General features: G+C 57.9%; 17 protein-coding genes and 1 pseudogene. 7 read left to right on the forward strand and 11 right to left on the reverse strand.

The window, feature by feature from the left end; genetic code table 11:
• Nucleotides 1–58 precede the first annotated feature (58 nt).
• On the reverse strand, nucleotides 59–487 hold the full coding sequence (locus C4K39_RS12310) for a type II toxin-antitoxin system HicB family antitoxin (RefSeq protein ID WP_068584377.1): 429 nt from the start codon (nucleotides 485–487) through the stop codon (nucleotides 59–61).
• 201 nt (nucleotides 488–688) lie between these two features.
• On the reverse strand, nucleotides 689–1354 hold the full coding sequence (locus C4K39_RS12315) for a TetR/AcrR family transcriptional regulator (protein WP_124346511.1): 666 nt from the start codon (nucleotides 1352–1354) through the stop codon (nucleotides 689–691).
• Between the two features lie 102 nt (nucleotides 1355–1456).
• Between C4K39_RS12315 and C4K39_RS12320 the strand changes: the two genes are divergently transcribed.
• The 5 genes and pseudogenes from C4K39_RS12320 (at nucleotide 1457) to C4K39_RS32220 (ending at nucleotide 6730) form a co-directional block, all read left to right on the forward strand.
• On the forward strand, nucleotides 1457–2113 hold the full coding sequence (locus C4K39_RS12320; protein ID WP_124346512.1) for an O-methyltransferase: 657 nt from the start codon (nucleotides 1457–1459) through the stop codon (nucleotides 2111–2113).
• Nucleotides 2114–2300: 187 nt separating this feature from the next.
• Nucleotides 2301–2855: a hypothetical protein gene (locus C4K39_RS12325; protein WP_124346513.1), complete on the forward strand. Its 555-nt coding sequence runs from the start codon at nucleotides 2301–2303 to the stop codon at nucleotides 2853–2855.
• Between the two features lie 574 nt (nucleotides 2856–3429).
• Nucleotides 3430–4329, forward strand: coding sequence for a hypothetical protein (locus tag C4K39_RS12330; protein ID WP_124346514.1), 900 nt, complete (start codon nucleotides 3430–3432; stop codon nucleotides 4327–4329).
• 790 nt (nucleotides 4330–5119) lie between these two features.
• A pseudogene (locus tag C4K39_RS32215) lies at nucleotides 5120–5875 on the forward strand (MCP four helix bundle domain-containing protein); the annotation flags it as partial.
• 66 nt (nucleotides 5876–5941) lie between these two features.
• On the forward strand, nucleotides 5942–6730 hold the full coding sequence (locus tag C4K39_RS32220) for a methyl-accepting chemotaxis protein (RefSeq protein ID WP_430448454.1): 789 nt from the start codon (nucleotides 5942–5944) through the stop codon (nucleotides 6728–6730).
• Between the two features lie 602 nt (nucleotides 6731–7332).
• Here the strand turns inward: C4K39_RS32220 and C4K39_RS12345 are convergent.
• From C4K39_RS12345 to C4K39_RS12355, 3 genes are read right to left on the reverse strand one after another with little or no spacing between them, the layout of a single operon-like run.
• Complete coding sequence (locus C4K39_RS12345) at nucleotides 7333–7764, reverse strand: carboxymuconolactone decarboxylase family protein (RefSeq protein ID WP_124346515.1); 432 nt, start codon at nucleotides 7762–7764, stop codon at nucleotides 7333–7335.
• A gap of 27 nt (nucleotides 7765–7791) precedes the next feature.
• Nucleotides 7792–8412 carry an FMN-dependent NADH-azoreductase gene (locus C4K39_RS12350; protein WP_124346516.1) on the reverse strand — a complete coding sequence of 207 codons (621 nt, stop codon included), beginning with the start codon at nucleotides 8410–8412 and terminating at the stop codon, nucleotides 7792–7794.
• Complete coding sequence (locus C4K39_RS12355) at nucleotides 8409–8855, reverse strand: GNAT family N-acetyltransferase (protein ID WP_124346517.1); 447 nt, start codon at nucleotides 8853–8855, stop codon at nucleotides 8409–8411. Before C4K39_RS12355 ends, C4K39_RS12350 begins: the two co-directional genes overlap by 4 nt.
• A gap of 87 nt (nucleotides 8856–8942) precedes the next feature.
• Here C4K39_RS12355 and pdxR point away from each other — a divergent pair, with 87 nt between their 5' ends.
• Nucleotides 8943–10346 (forward strand): MocR-like pyridoxine biosynthesis transcription factor PdxR, encoded by a 1404-nt coding sequence (gene pdxR, locus C4K39_RS12360; RefSeq protein ID WP_124346518.1) that lies wholly within the window; start codon nucleotides 8943–8945, stop codon nucleotides 10344–10346.
• Nucleotides 10347–10475: 129 nt separating this feature from the next.
• Here the strand turns inward: pdxR and C4K39_RS12365 are convergent, their stop codons facing one another.
• The 4 genes from C4K39_RS12365 to C4K39_RS12380 form a co-directional block, all read right to left on the reverse strand.
• Complete coding sequence (locus C4K39_RS12365; RefSeq protein WP_124346519.1) at nucleotides 10476–10877, reverse strand: type II toxin-antitoxin system HicB family antitoxin; 402 nt, start codon at nucleotides 10875–10877, stop codon at nucleotides 10476–10478.
• A gap of 35 nt (nucleotides 10878–10912) precedes the next feature.
• Nucleotides 10913–11095, reverse strand: a complete 183-nt coding sequence (locus tag C4K39_RS12370) for a type II toxin-antitoxin system HicA family toxin (protein WP_124346520.1) — start codon at nucleotides 11093–11095, stop codon at nucleotides 10913–10915.
• 382 nt (nucleotides 11096–11477) lie between these two features.
• A complete protein-coding gene (locus tag C4K39_RS12375; protein ID WP_124346521.1) occupies nucleotides 11478–11738 on the reverse strand; it encodes a DUF6429 family protein in 261 nt (86 codons plus the stop codon).
• Nucleotides 11739–12240: 502 nt separating this feature from the next.
• Nucleotides 12241–12522, reverse strand: coding sequence for a hypothetical protein (locus C4K39_RS12380; RefSeq protein WP_124346522.1), 282 nt, complete (start codon nucleotides 12520–12522; stop codon nucleotides 12241–12243).
• 597 nt (nucleotides 12523–13119) lie between these two features.
• Here C4K39_RS12380 and C4K39_RS12385 point away from each other — a divergent pair.
• On the forward strand, nucleotides 13120–15726 hold the full coding sequence (locus C4K39_RS12385; protein ID WP_124346523.1) for an AAA family ATPase: 2607 nt from the start codon (nucleotides 13120–13122) through the stop codon (nucleotides 15724–15726).
• Between the two features lie 262 nt (nucleotides 15727–15988).
• On the opposite strand, the gene C4K39_RS12390 is transcribed toward C4K39_RS12385, so the two are convergent.
• Nucleotides 15989–16858 carry an HNH endonuclease gene (locus C4K39_RS12390; RefSeq protein WP_124346524.1) on the reverse strand — a complete coding sequence of 290 codons (870 nt, stop codon included), beginning with the start codon at nucleotides 16856–16858 and terminating at the stop codon, nucleotides 15989–15991.
• Nucleotides 16855–18435 carry an AAA family ATPase gene (locus C4K39_RS12395; RefSeq protein WP_124348337.1) on the reverse strand — a complete coding sequence of 527 codons (1581 nt, stop codon included), beginning with the start codon at nucleotides 18433–18435 and terminating at the stop codon, nucleotides 16855–16857. Before C4K39_RS12395 ends, C4K39_RS12390 begins: the two co-directional genes overlap by 4 nt.
• Nucleotides 18436–18971: the final 536 nt, after the last annotated feature.

The following is an 18971-nucleotide window of genomic DNA, read 5'->3' on the forward strand; positions in this document are numbered from 1 at the left end:
AGGGACTGCGCGGAGGCAGGTTTGTGGGCCGTGCGCAGCCTCGCCAGCTCGACAGCGGCTACACGGCGGCTTTTACCACCGCCAGCTCGATCCGCCATCCCAGCATTCGCAATGCCTGTTCCACCTTCTCGATCTTCGAGCGGTGCAGCAGGTTCACCAGCCGGTCCACCTGGGGCCGGTTCACTCCCAGGCGCCTGGCCAGTTCCGCCTTGCTCACCCGCTGGTGGAGCATGGCGTTCCACAGCGCCACCTTGGCCACGCTCAGTGCGGGCAGGCGCACCAGCAGTTGTCCCGGTGTAGTGGGCGAGGGCAGGGGAATGGTCATGCGCTGCATGACATACAACGACAACGCCATTTCCAGGGTCACAACCGCATCGGCCAGCGCTTGTTCCAGCGTATCGCCGACGCAGGCCATTCCTGGCACATCGATACAACTGACCCGAGTACTGCCATCTTCCAGGTGCAAGGTCACAGGATATGCGTACATGGCTGCTCATCCTTCTATAGGGCCGGACTTCATTCCTTAAAGAAGCAATTGCAAGGGCAGGTTTACCCACCCCATCGCACTATAAAAACGATGCCAAGCGCCGTACAACGAACCCTGGCCGGGCAATGTTTAAACATTTATGTCCAAGGCTCTAGGTCGAAGGCTCCGAGGCTGTGGCAGGCAAACAACAGCCTGAAAACCTCAGCTGTCGACAGGGGCGTGCACGGTCGCGGCCCCGGGTTGGGCGAGTGTCAGGACATAGGCGCTGAACATGTCCGCCAGGCCGTCGGCGCGCTCGGTCATGGTGCTCTTCGTGTGGGGCTTGCCGGAGAAATCCCTGCCCACCGAACTCAGCGTGGAAAGGATCAGCTCGCAGGCTGCGGCGCGGGTCGCTTCGCTGGCATCGGGCAGCAGCTGGAGCATGAAGCCGGTGAAGATCTGCCGTCCCGCCGCACGGGCTGCGCCAGCCTCGGGGGCATCGCGATACAGCGGCGCGGCCTCGTTCAAGGCACTGCGCAGCGGCGCCTCCTCGCACTCCGAGCGGATGAAGGCATGCACCAGGCTGCGCAGGCGCGCCAGGGGCGCTTGTGCCTGGTCGTCGAGGATCCGGCTCAACATCTGCCGGGTTTGCAGCCACTCATCGCTTTGCAGGCGGAACAGGATCGCCGCCTTGTTGGGAAAGTACTGGTACAGCGAACCGATGCTCACCCCGGCCTTTTCCGCGACCCGCGCGGTGGTGAAGCGCTTGGCGCCCTGTTGGGTCAAAACCTGAATGGCGGCCTGCAGAATCGCTGCTACCAGCTCGGTGGAGCGCGACTGCTGTGGCTGTTTGCGTGAGGAAATACGAGGGCTCTGGCGCTTGCTCATGGACAGCTCGGATGTGCCTGGGAATGCGAATAGCGGATGGGCCGAATCGCTCCCATCATGGTCGTGACCCAACATCTTAGACCCATCCGATGGAAGACCAGCATGACGACCCTCACCTGCGAGCCCCTGGCGGGCTTGATCGAACGCCTCTACACCCTGGCCCATGCCGCCACCAGCCCGGCCCTCGACAACTTGCCCCGGGAAGAACGCGAACGGCTGATGCACAGCAAGACTGACTACCTCGAGTTCTACGGATTGCTCAAGGACCTGTGGCTGCCGGTCTCGCGGGATACCGGCAAGCTCTTGTACCTGCTGGCACGCAATGCCAAGGCCAGGAGCATCGTCGAATTCGGCACCTCGTTCGGCCTGTCCACCCTGCACCTGGCGGCCGCCCTGCGCGACAACGGTGGCGGCGTGCTGATCGGCAGCGAGTTCGAAGCCTCGAAGGTCGCCATGGCCCGTGAGCACATGCTCGAGGCTGGTGTCGGCGACCTGGTGCAGATTCGTCAGGGCGACGCACTGGTGACCTTGGCCTGCGACCTTCCGGAGAGCATCGACCTGCTCCTGCTCGATGGCGCCAAGGCGCTGTATGGGGAGGTCCTGGGCCTGGTGGAACCGCACCTGAAGCCTGGCGCGCTGGTGGTGGCGGACAACACCGACTACTGCCCCGAGTACCTGGCGCACGTCCGGGCGCCGCAGAACGGCTACCTGTCGGTGCCGTTCGCCGATGATATCGAGCTGAGCATGCGCCTGGGTTGATGCACCGCGTTCCAGGGGCCACCGGTGGGCGGTGGCCCCTGCCAGGTATGCGGCCAGCGCCAACAATCATCGGCCGTCATGGACGCCGGGCGCTCGCCCACTGCACAATTGCGCCGCTTTGTGCATCAACCATCATCCTCTCGTCGTAGGTTGCCCAGCGACGAGTCCGCCAGGGAAGCTCCGATTCATGACCGTCTCCGAACTGCTTGTCGCCATTCGCAAGCCCTATGTTGAAACGCTGGCCCGCCAGATTGCACAAGGGGCCGCCTACGTCGAGCCCGCCTACCGCAACAGCGACGGCTCACTGGCCACCGAAGGGGTCATGGCCATGCCTTGCCGGGTCGACATGATCGCGCAGGAGGGCGCTGCGGCCGGGGAACCTGTCCAGGTCGATGCAGAGTCCGAACTGGCCTTCGAGCCCGTGGGTTTTGCGATCGAGCAGATGGCGGTGCGCATCTCGCCCTTTGGCTGGGACTGGCTGGCGCTGGAGGTCCGTGGCCTGGGCCAGGAGGCGCTTGTGCAGGTCATGGGCCGCTGGTTTCTCGAGTGGTTCGATGTGGAAGATGAAAACCCGCCGACCGAAGATGCTCTGCAAGGGGTGGTGCACTTTATCTCCGACCCTGAGCCGACGGCCGAAGGCTTCCAGGTGAAGATCGACCTGGGGTCTGCTCCGGCGCCGGCAGTGGAGGATCTTCTTTTTGCGTTGGCCGATGGCGGGGCCAGTGGGGTTGTTCTGGGGTAGTGACGGGAGGGCTGTGCTTGGTCGTTGAGCTGGCGGCGGTTGCGGCTACTCGGGGGTCCGTTCTTATGCGGGACACGTCGATAACCTGTAGCCGCTGTCGAGCGTAGCGAGGCTGCGCGCGGGGGCGTAGTCCTCGCTAAACCTGCCGATGTTTTTCACCTGACTTAATGCGGTTCTGTGTACATATCCGTTGCTGCGGGTGTGGCCACTGGTGGTTCCGCTCTTACAGCGGGTCACTTTGGATGGAGCCCAAAGTAACCAAAGGCTCTTGCCCCCCCACTCGGTGCCTCGCCTAGGCTCGGCATGCCCTCTCTCCGGTATTGCTCCGTGGGCCGCCGCCCTGCCGGGTTGCCCACGGCTCAATACCTGCGTTCGGCCATCGTGTTTAAAGGGGCGGGTGGATCAAGATCAAAAGCCAAAGCCAAGGCCAAATCGGGAGTTGGTTGGTCACAAGGAGGTAATCGGCGGTAGTTACTGTTGTGAACGGTGGCTTCTCTAAAAGAGTTGCACAGTTATCGACGGGAGCCGTGCTGAGCATTCCTGGCGTTTAAAGGGCCAGTGTCAAGGAGGAGTTATGTCGCCGTCCTGGCGGTGGTGGTGGGCATTTTGGCTGTTTACGCCATTGATACAGGCAGATGCCGCTTCTGGTATCTCATTCACTCCCCAGCAATGCTCTACGTTTCAATGGTCGAATTTGCCTGGCGTAAGTGAACGCGCCGCTGTGATAGTGCCTGTCACTATGGAAGGCAGGACGTACTATTTTCAACTGGATACAGGCTCGTATTTGACCTACTTGAAGGGAGATCTTGCTCAGCAAAATGGCTGGCTAAACGACTCTGATCATTCAGTCTCGCTACCGCAGATGGCATTTGCTGGAGCGGTGCTGCCACCTGGCAAAGCCGCCAACTTACCTAGTCAAAAATCGCGTAGAGGAACCTTGGGGTTGAGCAGCCTGATGGGTAGACGGCTGGTAATAGACTATCCCTTGCAGCGTGTCTGCCTGATTGAACCTGGACAATGGAACCCTGAAAACGATCAGTATTTTGAGTGGATCCCAGCAGCATTGGTAAAAGGCGGCCTGTCGATACCGGTGACATTGGGAGATGAAACGCTGTCGAGTGTGTTGCTTGATAGTGGTTCCAGCATGTTCTCGCTTCTGATCAGGTCTCCGGAGTGGAAGAAATACACAGGTATCGAAGATGAAGCGGGCGCGCCATTGAAGGTTGTTGGCGGTGCCTGGGGACACAAGATCGAGGTGCTTGGTGCCGCAGCTGAGGTCTCGCTCAAGTTTGGAAGCATTACGATTCAAAAGCCTGATGTTTACACCGTTCGCCCGCTTGCTGAAGAAGCACGAACATTTGGTGCCGGTGTTTTTCAAGGCGTACTGGGTAATGCGTTGTTCTGGGATAGGGTTGTTGTGATGAAGTTGGACGGTCCGGACTTTGCTCTGGGCGTTAGTAAGCTTGGTAAGTAATGAGGCTCCAGGGTGAGCCTTCAGAGTCCTTGGCCGATATATCGTCATCTGCTGTTTCAGGCTTTTCACCTGACCTCATGCAGTTTTGTGCAGCTATCCATGGTTGGGGCTCCGATCTTGGGCACGCTGAGAAGCCTGTAGCCGCTGTCGAGTGCAGCGAGGCTGCGCACGAGGACGTAGTCCTCGCTAAACCTGGCGACGCTTTTTGCCTGACTCCACGCGGTTCTGTGTGCATATCCGTTGCTGCGGGTGTGGCCACTGGCGGTTCCGCTCTTACAGCGGGTCACTTTGGATGGAGCCCAAAGTAACCAAAGGCTCTTGCCCCCCCACTCGGTGCCTCGCCCAGGCTCGGCATGCCCTTACTCCGGCATTGATCCGTGGGCCGCCGCCACCGGCCATCCATGGCCGGGGGCGGCTAACCCGGCGTCCTGCCGGGTTGCCCACGGCTCAATACCTGCGTTCGGCCATCGTGTTTAAAGGGGCGGGTGGATCAAGATCAAAAGCCAAGGCCAAAGCCAAAGCCAAAGCCAAAGCCAAGGCCAAGGCCAAAGCCGGTGGAACGGCTCCTGTCGTGCCTTGCCCCCACGCCTCAGACCATAAAAATTCACGCCAGCAAAATGGTTTTGTGACGAGGCTGGATCTATCGTGATGACAAAGTGCAATTGCCTGTAGCCATCACCGTTTTGCCCAACCTTGCATCGGTGCCATGCCCCATTCCCTGGCGTCGATAGCGTGCAACCGCGAACCATCGAGCTTTCTATAAGAGAGATAACCAATGAACGTCAGGACAATGAATCTCGCGCCCAGGTCTGCCGTGTTTTTCTCACTCATTATCCTGGTGGTCTTTGCCCTGGGGGTGGTCGCGGTGTTGCAGATGGGCAAGCTGCGTGAGTCTGAGCAGGATGTGGAAAACAACTGGATGGCCAGCATCCGGGAAATCGGCAAGATGAAGGCTGGCACTCTGCGGCTGCGCCTGGAAAGCTTGCGCATCACCGTGACCACCGACGAGCAGCAGCGCCAGACCCGGATCGCCGCGTTGGGCGGTTATCGCAGCACCCTGCAAGACACCCTGACCCATTACGTGCCGCTGATCACCGGCCCAGCAGAGCGTGAGTTGTACCAGGCGGTGGCTGGGGACGCGCAGGCCTACTTCAAGTTGCTGGACGAGTTGGAGCCGCTGCTGCGCAGTGGCGATAACGCCGCGGCCATCACCCTGATCAATACCCGCATCAGCCCCATGACCAATTCCCTGCAGGACAAGATGGACAAGCTCTCGGACTTCAACGACGAGGGGGCCAAGGGCGCCGGGGTGCATGCGACCTCGGTCTACAGCGGCGGCGTGAGCCTGGTGGTCGGCCTGCTGGTGGCCACCGTGCTGCTGACCATTGCCCTGGCGGCGGTGCTGACCCGCAGCATCACCGCACCGATCGGCGATGCCCTGGCGGTGGCCGAGCGCATCGCCGGCAGCGACCTGTCCCGGGACATCGGGGTAAGCGGCGGCGACGAAGCCGGCCGGCTGTTGGCCGCACTGGCGAAGATGCAGGCCAACCTGCGGGAGACCATCGCCCATATCGCCGACTCCTCGACCCAGCTGGCTTCGGCCTCGGAGGAAATGACCGCGGTGACCGAAGACGCCAGCCGTGGGCTGGTGCGGCAGAACGACGAAGTCAGCCTGGCCGCCACCGCCGTGACGCAGATGAGCGCTGCGGTGGATGAAGTGGCGCGCAACGCCGAGGCCGCCGCGCAGTCTTCCCGCGAGTCGTTGGAGTTCACCCGCTCCGGCATCGAGAACGTGGCCCAGACCCTCAAAGCCATCGAAGGCCTGGCCGGCAACGTTGCCAGCACTGGCGAGCAGGTCAAGGCCTTGTCCAGCAGGGCCCAGGACATCAGCAAGGTGGTGGAGGTGATTCGCGCCATCGCCGAACAGACCAACCTGCTGGCCTTGAATGCCGCCATCGAGGCGGCGCGGGCTGGCGAGCAGGGCCGTGGCTTTGCGGTGGTGGCCGACGAGGTGCGGGCGCTGGCCCACCGGACCCAGCAGTCGACCCAGGAGATCGAACAGATGATCGGCGCGATCCAGGCCGACTCGACCCAGGCGGTGAGTGCCATGAACGTCAGCGCGGAAATGGCCAACAACTCGATCTCGGTGGCGCAGAACGCCGACCAGTCGCTCAAGCAGATCGCCCAGGCCATCACCCAGATCAACGAACGCAACCTGTTGATCGCCACTGCCTCGGAGGAGCAGGCACAGGTGGCCCGTGAGGCCGACCAGAACTTGACCAGCATCCGTGAGCTGTCGGTCCAGAGTTCGGCGGGAGCCAGTCAGACGGCCAGTGCCTGTGGGGAGATGGCTAATCTGGCGACGGAGTTGAATCGGTTGGTGGCGCGGTTCAAGGTCTGAGTGTGGTGCTGCCTATGGGGAACCGCCTCATTAGCCTGTAGCTGCTGTCGAGTGAAGCGAGGCTGCGTACGGGGACGTAGTCCTTGCTAAACCTGGCGATGCTTTTTGCCTGACTCCACGCGGTTCTGTGTGCATATCCGTTGCTGCGGGTGTGGTCACTGGCGGTTCCGCTCTTACAGCGGGTCACTTTGGATGGAGCCCAAAGTAACCAAAGGCTCTTTGCCCCCTCACTCGGTGCCTCGCCTAGGCTCGGCATGCCCTCTCTCCGGTATTGATCCGTGGGCCGCCGCCACCGGCCATCCATGGCCGGGGGCGGCTAACCCGGCGTCCTGCCGGGTTGCCCACGGCTCAATACCTGTATTCGGCCATCGTGTTTAAAGGGGCGGGTGGATCAAGATCAAAAGCCAAAGCCAGATCAAACGCCAAAGCAACGCCAGGCGCGTTTTACGCGCTTGTTGAATGGGGTGGCGCTCAGCTCTCCAGCGCTGTGTGCCACTGAATCACCTCCAGCACCGCGCATCCCTCTCGGGTGAGCAGATGCACCTTTTGGGTGACCCGCCGGCGTAGTTCTTGCCGTTGCACAGTCGATGGCGATCCCGCCCTTAGAGCTTCATCCCCACCGCCAGCCGGTTGAAGGCGTTCATCAAGGACACGGCCAGGGTCAGGTCGGAAATCTCGACGTCGCTCAGGTGTGCTTTCAGTGGTTCGTACAGTTCGTCCGGCGCGCCTTTGTCGTGGACGTAGGTGAGGGTTTCGGCCCAGGCCAGGGCGGTGCGTTCGCGGTCGTTGAACAGTTCGCTGACGCGCCAGCCGGCGAGGCAGTCCAGTTTGTCTTGCGCCACTCCACTCTCGCGCAGGGTCTGCGAATGTTTGCCCAGGCAGAACGAGCAGCCGTTGATCTGCGATACGCGCAAGTACACCAGTTCCAGCAAGGGCAAGCCCAGTGGGCTGGCGGCGAGCGCGGTGTTGGTGGCGAGCAGGCCTTGATAGGCGGCAGGCGACAGGGTGGCAAAGGGCAGTCTGAGTTGGCTCATGCTGAAACTCCGGTAGGGAAAAAGTGATCAAGCATCCACAAGGGGGGTGAACGGCGGCTTGGAGAACAGTGCCGTGCGGGCTTCTTCGATGGTCTGCCGCACGGCGTCGTCCCCAAACACCAAGCCCTGGAGGTAGGTGAACTGCAGGTCGAACAGGCCGAGGGTGTTGAGCACATGGCGCAGGTAGGGCGTCAGGAAGTCCGGTTGGCGTGCCCGTTCGCCCTGGTGAACGCCGCCGGAGCTCACCAGCACATGCACCGGGCGGTCCTTGAGCAGGCCGACCTTGCCCTCTGGGAGGGCGCTGAAGGTGCGGTGAATGCGCAGGACATAATCGACCCAGAGCTTGAGCGTGGCCGGCAGGGTGAAGTTGTGCATCGGCGTGGCAATGATCAGGGCATCGCTGCGCTCCAACTCACGAATCAACCGTTCGGACACCTCGAACAGCGGCGCGTCGAAGGGCGTGGCGGTGGTCAGGGCGTGGGCGTAGTCCAGGCCCAGCGGTGGCAGCGGTTGCGCCGCCAGGTCGCGTTCGAGCAGTTCGAGGTGCGGATGCCGTTGGCGCAGGGCGCTCGCCAGTTCCAGGGCCAACTGGTGCCCGTGGGAACCCTGGCCGTGGGGGCTGGCGTTGATCAGCAGCAGGTTGTTCATGCCGGCTCCTCACCACGCAGGCGCTGGGTGAAGTGCATGCCACGGGCCAGCAACCCCTGGCGAAAATAGAAGCGCTGGGCCAGGGGCATGTGCAGGCCGGTATCCAGCACAAAGTGCTCGCATTGACGTTGCACGGCCTCATCCCGCACGGCGCTCAACAGCCGGGCGCCCACGCCGCTGCGCTGAAGCTGTGGCCACACCACCAGGTCATCGACGTAGATGAAGTGCCCGTAGAGCAGGTTTTCCATTTCGCGGTAACCCGCCAGGCCGACGATGCGCTCAGCGTCCCACGCGGCGAGCAAGCGGTAGCCCTGCGCGGCCTGCCGAGCCAGCTGCGCGGTATAGGCCGCAGGGGTGGTGAGGTGTGGGCGCAGGACGCGCATCAAGTCGAAACTGGCGGCAAAGGCCTCTTCGCTGTCGAGGTGTTGAAGGGTGTAGGGCATGTTCGTCATCCGCTGAAAAGAGATGGCCCACCTTAGAAGGACGATGGCTTAAGCTGTAGAGCCAAAAAGTGCATAAATGACTAGGCCATGATGCTCGCATTCGAACTGGACCGCAGCCAGACGGCGCCGATCTATCGCCAGCTTTATCAACGGTTTCGCGAGTCCATCGCCGATGGCCGCTTGCGTCCGGGAGACCGGGTGCCGGCGGTGCGCGCCCTGGCGGCGGAACTGAACCTGGCGCGTGGCACCGTGGAGGCGGCCTACCAACTGCTGATGGGCGAGGGCTACCTGACGGCTCGCGGGGCCGCCGGGACCATTGTGACGCCGCAGCTGGCGCCGGTTGCCGCGCCCATGCCGCACACCCCGGTGGCGGCCACGGCCTACCAGGCCACCCACGCCGGCACGCCGCCGCTGGCGCTGCAAATGGGCCTGCCGGCGCTGGATGCCTTTCCGCGCAAGCTCTGGACCCGCCTCGCGGGCCGGCAACTGCGCCAGGCGGGCACCGAAGGCTTCATCTACCCGGACTCGCGAGGTTATGCGCCGTTGCGGGCGGCCATTGCGTCCTACCTGGGGATTTCCCGGGGCATCAGCTGCCAGCCGGAGCAGATTTTCGTCTGCGCCGGCTACCGCGCCTGCCTCGACCTGATCAGCCACACGCTGATGCACAAAGGGGCCACCTGCTGGCTGGAGGAGCCCGGCTACTTCATGGCCAGGAGCGCGCTGCTGGCGGCCGGCGCCCAGCTGGTGCCGGTGCCCGTGGACGATCAGGGCCTGGACGTCGCCCAAGGCATCGCCCGCGCGCCAGAGGCCGATTTTGCCGTGGTCACCCCGACCCACCAGAGCCCGCTGGGGGTGTCGCTGTCTCTGCCGCGGCGCCTGGCCCTGCTGGACTGGGCCAACCGCCAGGGCAGCTGGATCATCGAGGACGACTACGACAGCGAGTACCGCTACCAGGGCAAGCCCTTGCCGGCCCTCAAGAGCCTCGACCAGCAGGGCCGCGTGCTCTACACCGGCACCTTCAGCAAGGTGTTGTTTCCAGGGTTGCGCCTGGCCTATCTAGTGGTGCCCGCCGAACAGGCCCAGGCGTTCGCCCGGCAGGCGGATCGCTTGCACAATCACTGCCCGCAGCTGCTACAGGCGACGGTGGCGGCCTTTCTCAACGAGGGGCACTTTGCCCGACACTTGAAGAAGATGCGTGGCCTGTATGCGCGTCGGCGGCAATGGCTGGTTGAGGCGCTGCACCAGCAATTGGCGGGGCGGTTGCAGATAGACCCGCAGGCCGGGGGCATGCATGTGGTGGCCGGCTTGGCGGAGGGGGACGATGTGCAGATTGCCCAGCGGGCCTGGACGCAGGGCATCGCTGTGGAGCCGCTGTCGCAGTGGTACCTGGGGGAGGGGGTTAGGCAGGGGTTGGTGATGGGGTTTACCAATGTGGGCAGTGCGGAGCAGGCGGTGGGCGTGGCGAGGCGGTTGGCTCAGGTCATCAGCTGAAAGGGGCTGTGACCGCTGAGGCGGGAGTCTTTGCTATGGCAGCCCCAGCCATTTGGCAGGCCATCCCGCTGGGGTGCGCGGCAAGCACAACAGTCCTCATACCGCTTGGCCTGCCCTCCGGAGCTGCTCTCAGCGCCCGAGCTTTTCCAGCGCGGCATCGGCCAGGAAGGACGACCGGCTCTTGATGTTGTGCTCACGGACAAAGCGGTCGATCTGCTGAATCACATAACCTGGCAGCGTCACGTTGACCTTCTCGGTCTTGCCCAGGTACGGCGTGATGTCGATGTCCAGCATGCCCCAGCCCATGCCCGCGAAATCGGGGTTGACGCGGTGTTTGTGGGTGGGTGAGGGCAGGGGAATGGCTTGTCCGGCGCGGGCCAGTTCTTCGAGCATGACGTGGGCGATCTCGATGGCGGCGCTGTAGGCGCTCTCGAAGGTGTCGCCGGCGGTGACTGCGCCGGGGATGTCGGGAATCTGGATGCCGGTGGCGGTGTGTTCGTCGCCCCATTCGATGCAGATGGGATATTGCATGGGGATCTCCTCAATAGGTGTGAAGGGGGCAGGCGCTATATCAGTCCGGCCAGTTTTCGGATGGCCCTGACCGTTCCCCGTGGCAGGTCCTTCTTCGGGTGAGGCACCGGAACGGTGTTGGGTCTGTAAGGATGCTTGAACAGATGGTGGCTTCCGGTTATCCGGTCCAGTATCCATCCTGCGGCTTCAAGCTCCTTGATTAGCTGTCTGCTTTGCACCTCCATCTCCTTGTCGGGGTGAGAGGTGCTTTATAACTCCAGGCGCATAGTAACGCAGGTTGAATTGTGTGTCTGGAGTTATGTATCGGGGCGTGTCGTTCGGGGGTGGTTTTTGGCCTTGGACGGTGGGGCAGGCCGTTCAGGGAGGCTTGGGTGTCGAGGTAGAAAATGGCGCCGTCATCGCATCCTGTCGCGGGCACCGGATCGGCGGCTGCGAAGGTGTTGTGGACGCTGATGCGAACGGCCAAGGTTCTCGCGGATGTTGCTGCGAAGGGGAATTACCGGGGCGGGGAGTGGGGACCGGCCACGGTGGATTGGAGGGGATGTTTGAGGGGGGCGTCAGCGATCCACAAACTCAGCTGTTTTATGAAGTGCGAAGACGTCAGGTATTCGAGTCGGGCACCTGCTCCGCATGTGCCCTTGACCCGAACAACCGGTCGGCTAGCTGTCGACCTCGCTCCAGTCCTTGCGCCGTCAACCAGATGGATTTGTTTCTGTTGACTGGATCACTGATGAAACCCTGCTCATGCAGTCGATTCATGATCTGGAAGTCGAACCCTTTCCACGTATTACCTTGGTCGCGGCTGTAGGCTGCCAACAGGGCAAGCACTGCGTCTTCGATCAGCCTCTCGTCGTATTCCATGGTCGTTACTCCGCTTTTGTTCTTCAAACGCTCGGAAAATCTCCGCCATTCTTAAGATAGCTGACCGTCGAAACCTGTAGCCGCTGTCGAGCGCAGCGAGGCTGCGTACGAGGACGCAGTCCTCGCCAAACCTCACCTGGCCCATACGGTTCTGCGTGCATATCCGTTGCTGCGGTCACGGCCTCTATCGGTTCCGCTCTTACAGCGGGTCACTTTGGAAAAGCCCCAAAGTAACCAAAGGGCTTCTGCCCCCGCATCCGGCGCCTCGCTAGTGCTCGGCGTTCCCTCACTCCGGCATTGCTCCGGGGGCCCGCCGCCACAGGCCATCCATGGCCTGACGGCGGCTAGCTCGGCATCCATGCCGAGCTGCCCCCTACGCAACGCCTGCGTTCGGCCTCCTGAAGGGGCAGGTGGATCAAGATCAAAAGCCAAAGCCAAAGCCAAAGCAAGATCAACGGCTGGGGCAAAGCCGAGCGCGTTTTACGCGCTTGTTGAGTGGCGCTCAGCTCTCCAGCGCCGTGCGCCACTGAATCACCTCCAGCACCGCGCAACCCTCCTGGGTGAGCAGATGCACCCCTCGGGTGACCCGCGCCAGATCGCAGTCAGCAATGTCTTTCAGGTTAAGCGTGGACAGCGTGTCCATCAGATCTCGCACCACGGTGAAACGATGGGCCGCACTGCTGGCCAGATCGCTTAGAGAAGCTTGGGTGTCGAGGTAGAAAACGGCTTGGTTGGCGTCGTGGGTGTCGACGGGGGAAAAGCGGGAAACCGATTGATCGTCCATGGTCGTTACTCGTTGTAGAGCTTCCACCATCTGCGGCCAAGCAAATTGAGGGTGGCAGCTGTGTGAGGGTTGGCCGACCGGTAACAACGACACCGGCACACCCGAAGGTGTCCCGCACACAGCCGCCATAACACAGAATCGCAGGCACAAAAAAAGCGTCTGCAATGGTGTTTTGGACGCTGATGCGTCGTTGTAATTCGACCGGCCAAGGTCGTTCGCGGATTTTGCCGCGAAGGGCGAACTATAGGGGCGAGGCGTGAGAGGTGCAACCGTGTGTTGGTGGGTATGTTTGAGGCGGTGTGTCATGGCGATAGCAGTGGCCACGGCAGGTATGCGATGAGGTTTTAATCACATTCATGCTTAAACCTCTACATGCCAGAAGTCTGTAGCCACCGTCGAAAACCAGCCTGGTGACAGGCTGGTTTCGGCCAAAAGCGGACGCTCCCGAGTGGCCACTAACGGCTAGAAGCAAAGTCTTTCCCTTTCAGATTATTAATGGCGAACGTTTACGGACTACTGGTCAAACCGCACCAAAAGCAATTCGCCACTATTCGCCTATACTCGGTTCGTCCGCGGTGTCTCCAAGGAGAGATCTCAATGGTCGTACCAGATTTGAATGGGCTAGACGCTCCCGTTACCGACGATTTTGAAATTTGGCTCGGCGAAAGAAGCCGGTGGTTACAGACAGCTGCCAAGAACCTAATTGAGACCAAGAAGCCACCAACAGACGACCACATCCAAGAGCTTGCCCGGCTGTGCATGATTGAATCGAAGAAGGAAGAGGACGCGGGCTTCTGCACCGTATCGCCAGGCTCGTTGGCACTTGCTGCAAGTCGTCCTGCCATACGCATAGAAGGGATCTCAGATGTCTACGGGTTGAATGCGATCAAATCAGGCGCAGCACTACCCGTTGGTTCAGGCAACATCACAGTGTTCTACGGTCAAAATGGTTCAGGAAAAAGCGGATATGCACGCCTCCTGAAACAGGCATGCGGCTCAAGGTCAAAAGACGAAATTCACCCTAACGTCTTCATTGAAGAACCTGAGGCCTGCAAGGCTAATTTCCAAGTATCGGCAGGAGAAAAGAAAGGAACTATTGAATGGACGCTGGCACAGGGTGCAGATCCTTTACTTCGTCACGCCCAGATTTTTGACTCCAGAACGGCCACTCAGTACATGGGTAAAAACGAGGCCAGCTACGAGCCAAGTCAAATGAAATTCGTGGCGTCATTGATCGCCGTGTCAGACAGGGTTAATCAGCACCTCACCGCATCGAAGAATGCATTGCTGAGCGTATTGCCACAATTCCCAGCGGACTTGGAAATCACTGAGGAACGTAAGTGGCTTGCGAATATTAAGCCTGCAACGACTGATGCCGTCATCGACAGATTTTGTACGTACACTCCCGAGCACGATGCTGAGCGGATTATCACAGAAGGTGCGCTGGCCCAGAAGGACGTGGTGGGGCGACTGGCATCAATCACGAAAGAAAAGCAGGGGTTGGCAACAGTTCGGCTAGCTATGAGCCAACTCAAGGATAAGCTCTCCAACGAAACAGCGCAGATCATCGTAAGTGCCAACGCTGATGCGAAGGGCAAGCGGCAAGCGGCTCAGAAATTTGCTCAACAACTTTTTTCCGAAACTCCACTCGAAGGAGTCGGCGAAGCGGTGTGGCAACAGTTATGGGCCCAAGCTCGATTGTTTTCTCAAAATCATGCTTACCCTGGTCAACCATTTCCTGTTGTGGGTGAGCAGGCAAAGTGTGTGCTCTGCCAGCAAGAGCTCAATGAGGATGCTGGCCATCGGTTGACCCACTTTGAGCAATTTGTTACCGAAGGTTTGGAGTTAAGCGCAAAACAAGCAGAAGACAAACATAAGGGCTTTGTACAGGCCTTACCCCAATCACCAAAGGAACAGGACTGGTTAGCTCATATGGCCCTGATCAAGCTGGATCAACAGCAGGCCATCGAACTGCATAAAACTTTGGTGGAAAGACGTTCCGATCTCGAGACCGCTGAAAAAATCGAAAATGTGACCCCATTCGACTGGTCACTAGTAGATCAAGCACTGGCAGAAGTAACAGAGCAGTTAGTTGGCGAAGAAAAGTCGTTGAACGAGCTTTCTCAAGACGGCAAACGACAGCAAATGGAGGCGCAACTTCGTAAGCTGAAGGCTCTGCAATGGCTGTCGCAAAACAAACCTGCAGTCGTTGCCGAACGGGACAGGTTGTTGGCTGTTGACCAGTACGGGAAAGCCATCCGGCTTGCTGCCACCAACACGCTTACTATCAAGAACAACGAGTTGGCGAAATCCGAGGTGGAGGCAGGATATCAAACTCGCTTCGCCGCCGAACTGAAGCTATTAGGTGGCTCGAGGTTGCCTGTAGCCCCTCAAAGCAAAACAGTCGGTAAAGGCAGAACCACATTCGGACTGACACTCGTTGGCGCGAAAGGAGTCCGCCCACCAGAACAAATTCTCAGTGAGGGCGAGACAAGAATTGTAGCGTTGGCTGCATTCCTAGCCGATATTACTGGCTCCAATCAAGTAGCTCCATTTATTTTCGACGACCCGATTTCCTCACTCGATCAAGATTTTGAGGAGCGAGTTGTCGCGCGCCTTGTAGATTTGGCGCAGTCTCGACAGGTCATCATCTTCACCCACAGGCTTTCACTGGTGACACTTCTGGAGTCCGCAGTAAAGAAAGTGAAGGAACATCCAGATATACAAGACATCGTCTTTAACGTTCAGACGCTTCGACGTCTCGACAAAACATCCGGCATTCTGACGGGACAAAGTGCTCGAGACTCGAAACCGAAGCCGGCTATCAACAAGCTACTTAATGAGAACTTAGCCCAACTCAAGAGGCACCAGGCAGAGGGCGATGCTGAAAGCTACGACCTCATGGCCAAGAGTGTTTGCAGTGACTTCAGAATCATCGTGGAGCGCACTGTTGAGGTGGTAATGCTGAACAGTGTCGTGCTGCGATTTCGCAGGGAAGTGATGACCAAAGGGCTACTGAGGCAGCTAAGTAACATCACTCAGGAGGATTGTGATCTGATAGACGACTTGATGACACGATACTCTGTGTATGAGCATTCTCAGGCAGACGATCTTCCAGCGGTACCCCCCGAACTCGCCCAGCTCGAAACAGATATGCGGTCGCTTGCGGACTGGATAGAGGGGTACTCGAAGCGAGTGGCCTGACCCACATTGAAACGCCGACTGCTTGTTACCTATAGCCTATGCCATACGGCGGCCGGAGCGAGTCCATCACAAGAAAATGGTTTTATTTTTCATTGAAAAAACTTTCGGTTATCACATCATCGAACGTTGAATTATGGCAGGTAGCGGTCGCTTGTGAGCGTCCGCTAATGGCCGATAGTTGCCTGTCACGACCGCTCGAAATCGAGCCAGTTCGGCCATTCGCGACAGGCAGAAAACGGCCATAACAGAATGAGTTTTAGCATTAAATAAAATTCCGAAAGCCGCCACTAACATACCAATGGCTGGCTGCGAGCGCTTCATACATCGCCGTATCCCAGGAATTGGCGTGTTGACCGGCTTTGCCTCGTGCGGTTCCCTGGAGATGTAGCTGAACACCAGCGAATCCAAGGTCACCCCATAAAACACTGAAAGTATCTTTAAGACCAGCAAGTTCATTGCTAGCCTCAATTGAAAAGCGTGTAGCAAGCTTATAGCTCAGAAAGTGCGATTCGACTCGTGCCTTCTCTATAGGATCCCAATGCTGAGGTGGATCAACATAGAATTCCAATACTGGTGGGGTGCTCATAATTAGCCTGGCACGCAACCACTGCTCCTCCACTATAGAGCGCTGCTCGAAATATGGGTGTAGTGTTTGTTCATTCTCAGAAGTTGCAATTTTCGAACTTTTTCCAGTATTGCAGTCCTTGCATGATGGTACAAGATTCCAAGGAAGCACCGATAGTAGAGGGAATTTAGTTTTCGGCAAATAATGATCCAAGGTCGTGGCTTGTCCGAAACCGCAGAAGGGGCATTTGCGCCGTGGCGCACTTGCGAGAAGCAAGTCGTAAATATTACGCGCGGGCTTTCCGATACCAACCATGTGATCAGAATACACTTTCTTGAGTTCTTCTTTTGTTACGGTGCCGATAACGACTTCATTGTTTCGACAAACATTCGGCGGAATCGAGAACAAATTCCTGACTTGCGCCTTATCGAAGTAATCATGTGCCGCATCGATAATATCGCCTGTAACTAGTGACAGCCGAGCTCTCAAATTCTGATCCGAAATGCTATTAATGCACAGGTTGAATACATCTTCAGGGTTTTGCATGGGGGGTGTAATGGCTCTCACTTATCAGACTCCCACCTTCTGTCCCTAGAAATAGTAAGCGAACGTAAGAGGGCTTGTCCTTCGTTGCCGATTTGTCCCGAGTACTGTTGTTCAACCTCTTCGAAGGTCATTCCGTTCGATACGGCAAGCGCCAATAATTCATGAAAGCCTGATTTATTTACTTCCAGCCCAAATACGTGTCGTGTCAACGTACCTACGTTTTCTGCAAACGTCTCAGAGTCTGGTGAATCGACTGTAGCCACTAGCCTTGTTCGTGATATTACAGACACACATGATTTAGGTACCTCTTGGAGCACTACGGGCGAATGTGTTGCAACAATGGCGACTGCGTTTCGATTTGTTAGGAGATCCGATAGAGCTCGAGTGAATGCCGATAAAAGTGGTGGATGCAGATGGCTTTCAGGTTCATCAATTAAAACAAGGGTTCTTTCCTCGACAGTTTCAATCAACTGAGTAATTGTAAGCAGCACTATCGCATGACCTGAACTCATGCGATCAAAGAATTTGGCGCTTACTGCCAAAAACTGTTCCTTCGATTCCGACCAGTCCGCCTCGTAATCGGCTATTAGTTGCAGAAGATTCATCTCTTCAAAGTTATAGTCCGACTCCAGCTTTTTAATCGCGTTAACCCAGCGAAACCTTTTTGACTGTAAAGCTAGGCATGAGCTTAAGCTTGCTGCCAAGTCAGCACAAAGATCGTCCTTCGTCTTAAGCCCCCAGCCATGCAACTGATTGTTTTCAATCTTTTTTTTCAGTCCGATATATCTATATCGCATTCCGGCGCTGGCGTCGCTTTGGTTTGGTGGTGGTTCAAATGGATCGAACGCACTGAATGAAACCGACACTACGCCTGCAAATTCATCTTGGCCCATCAGGCTATCTGTAAGCCATGGTTGAATTTTGAAAAAATGACCGTTAGCAAATTTCTCTTTCGAAGGTGTAACGAGTGCATCAATCATACTGTTGAGAATAGTCGTTTTGCCGACACCGTTACGTCCGATTAAAATGTGCATGTTAGACGATGGCTTGGAGTCAGGCTCAACTGAGAAGTTGAGGCGCAGTCCCGCTGAACGCTCCGTGGCAGGCTTCACGTAATAGAAATCGTATGGCGTTAGAGGTGCCTCACCACGTAGGATTTTCGCAAATTGGTGAGTGATGGTCGTGCGATTCACAACTCTCAGCAGAGAAGAAATAAAGGCTTTTTCTTTTTCTACTCGCTGGAGCCGTTCGGGAATATAAGCCACATCTCCCAGTGCGTCTAAAATTTCCGACACCGTTGCCGGCTCTAGGTTGTTAATTAGATTTTGATAATAATCAGAATCTTGTCCCAGGCTATAAAATTCGTTGCCTAAACGGGAAAATGAACTCGGTATAACATCATCACTCCACCCTTCATTTTGACCTGTAAACGCAATTTTCAAATTTCCGATAAGCAACGCTGCGCCTTTTTCGTCATAAACAGTCAAGCTAAAAGACGTTTTATATCCGAAATCGTCCCAATTGTCGGGTAACAGCACGGCCGTGTTGAAGGCTCGCTTCGAGAAGTGCCCTCGAAGCGGTAATTTTATAAATGTCATGCTCACAAGAAGCTCCCTCTCATTTTGATCCCTAAAGTCTGTAAGCTCCGCTTTAAATGAAGCGGACTAGATTTTTAATGCATCTTAACCATCTTCTCTCCTTTTTAGGAGTCTGCTTTCATGCGGAATCGGGAGCGATCTGGCACCTTCATGTGGCGCTTTGAAAGCTCTCTACCAACGGCAATGCAATGGATCCGCCGCAGTGATGAACAGACGAAGGCAACATGTCCGTAGAGGCATGAGAGGACGGCTTCGTCCGGGAGATGCCCTGGGTCGAACGTCCACTATTGGCCGATAGCTGCCTGTCACTAACGGTAGTTCATGATCGTTTACTGCTGGTCGTGATCATTGCAGTACGCAATTTTTCGGTTAGCCGACTTACCCCTTTGCTCAGTTCTTCGTGAAGGGGCTTGGAGAGATAGATATTCACGTTTTAGATCCTGCACCCGCTTCGCGGTCGTTCACAGCCTTCGGCAGCGGCTACATGTAACGCGAACGGCGATAAACCAGGCCGGCGGGTAGGCCGCCGTCTGCTT

The sequence above is a fragment of the Pseudomonas sessilinigenes genome (assembly GCF_003850565.1).
Taxonomy (GTDB): Bacteria; Pseudomonadota; Gammaproteobacteria; order Pseudomonadales; family Pseudomonadaceae; genus Aquipseudomonas; species Aquipseudomonas sessilinigenes.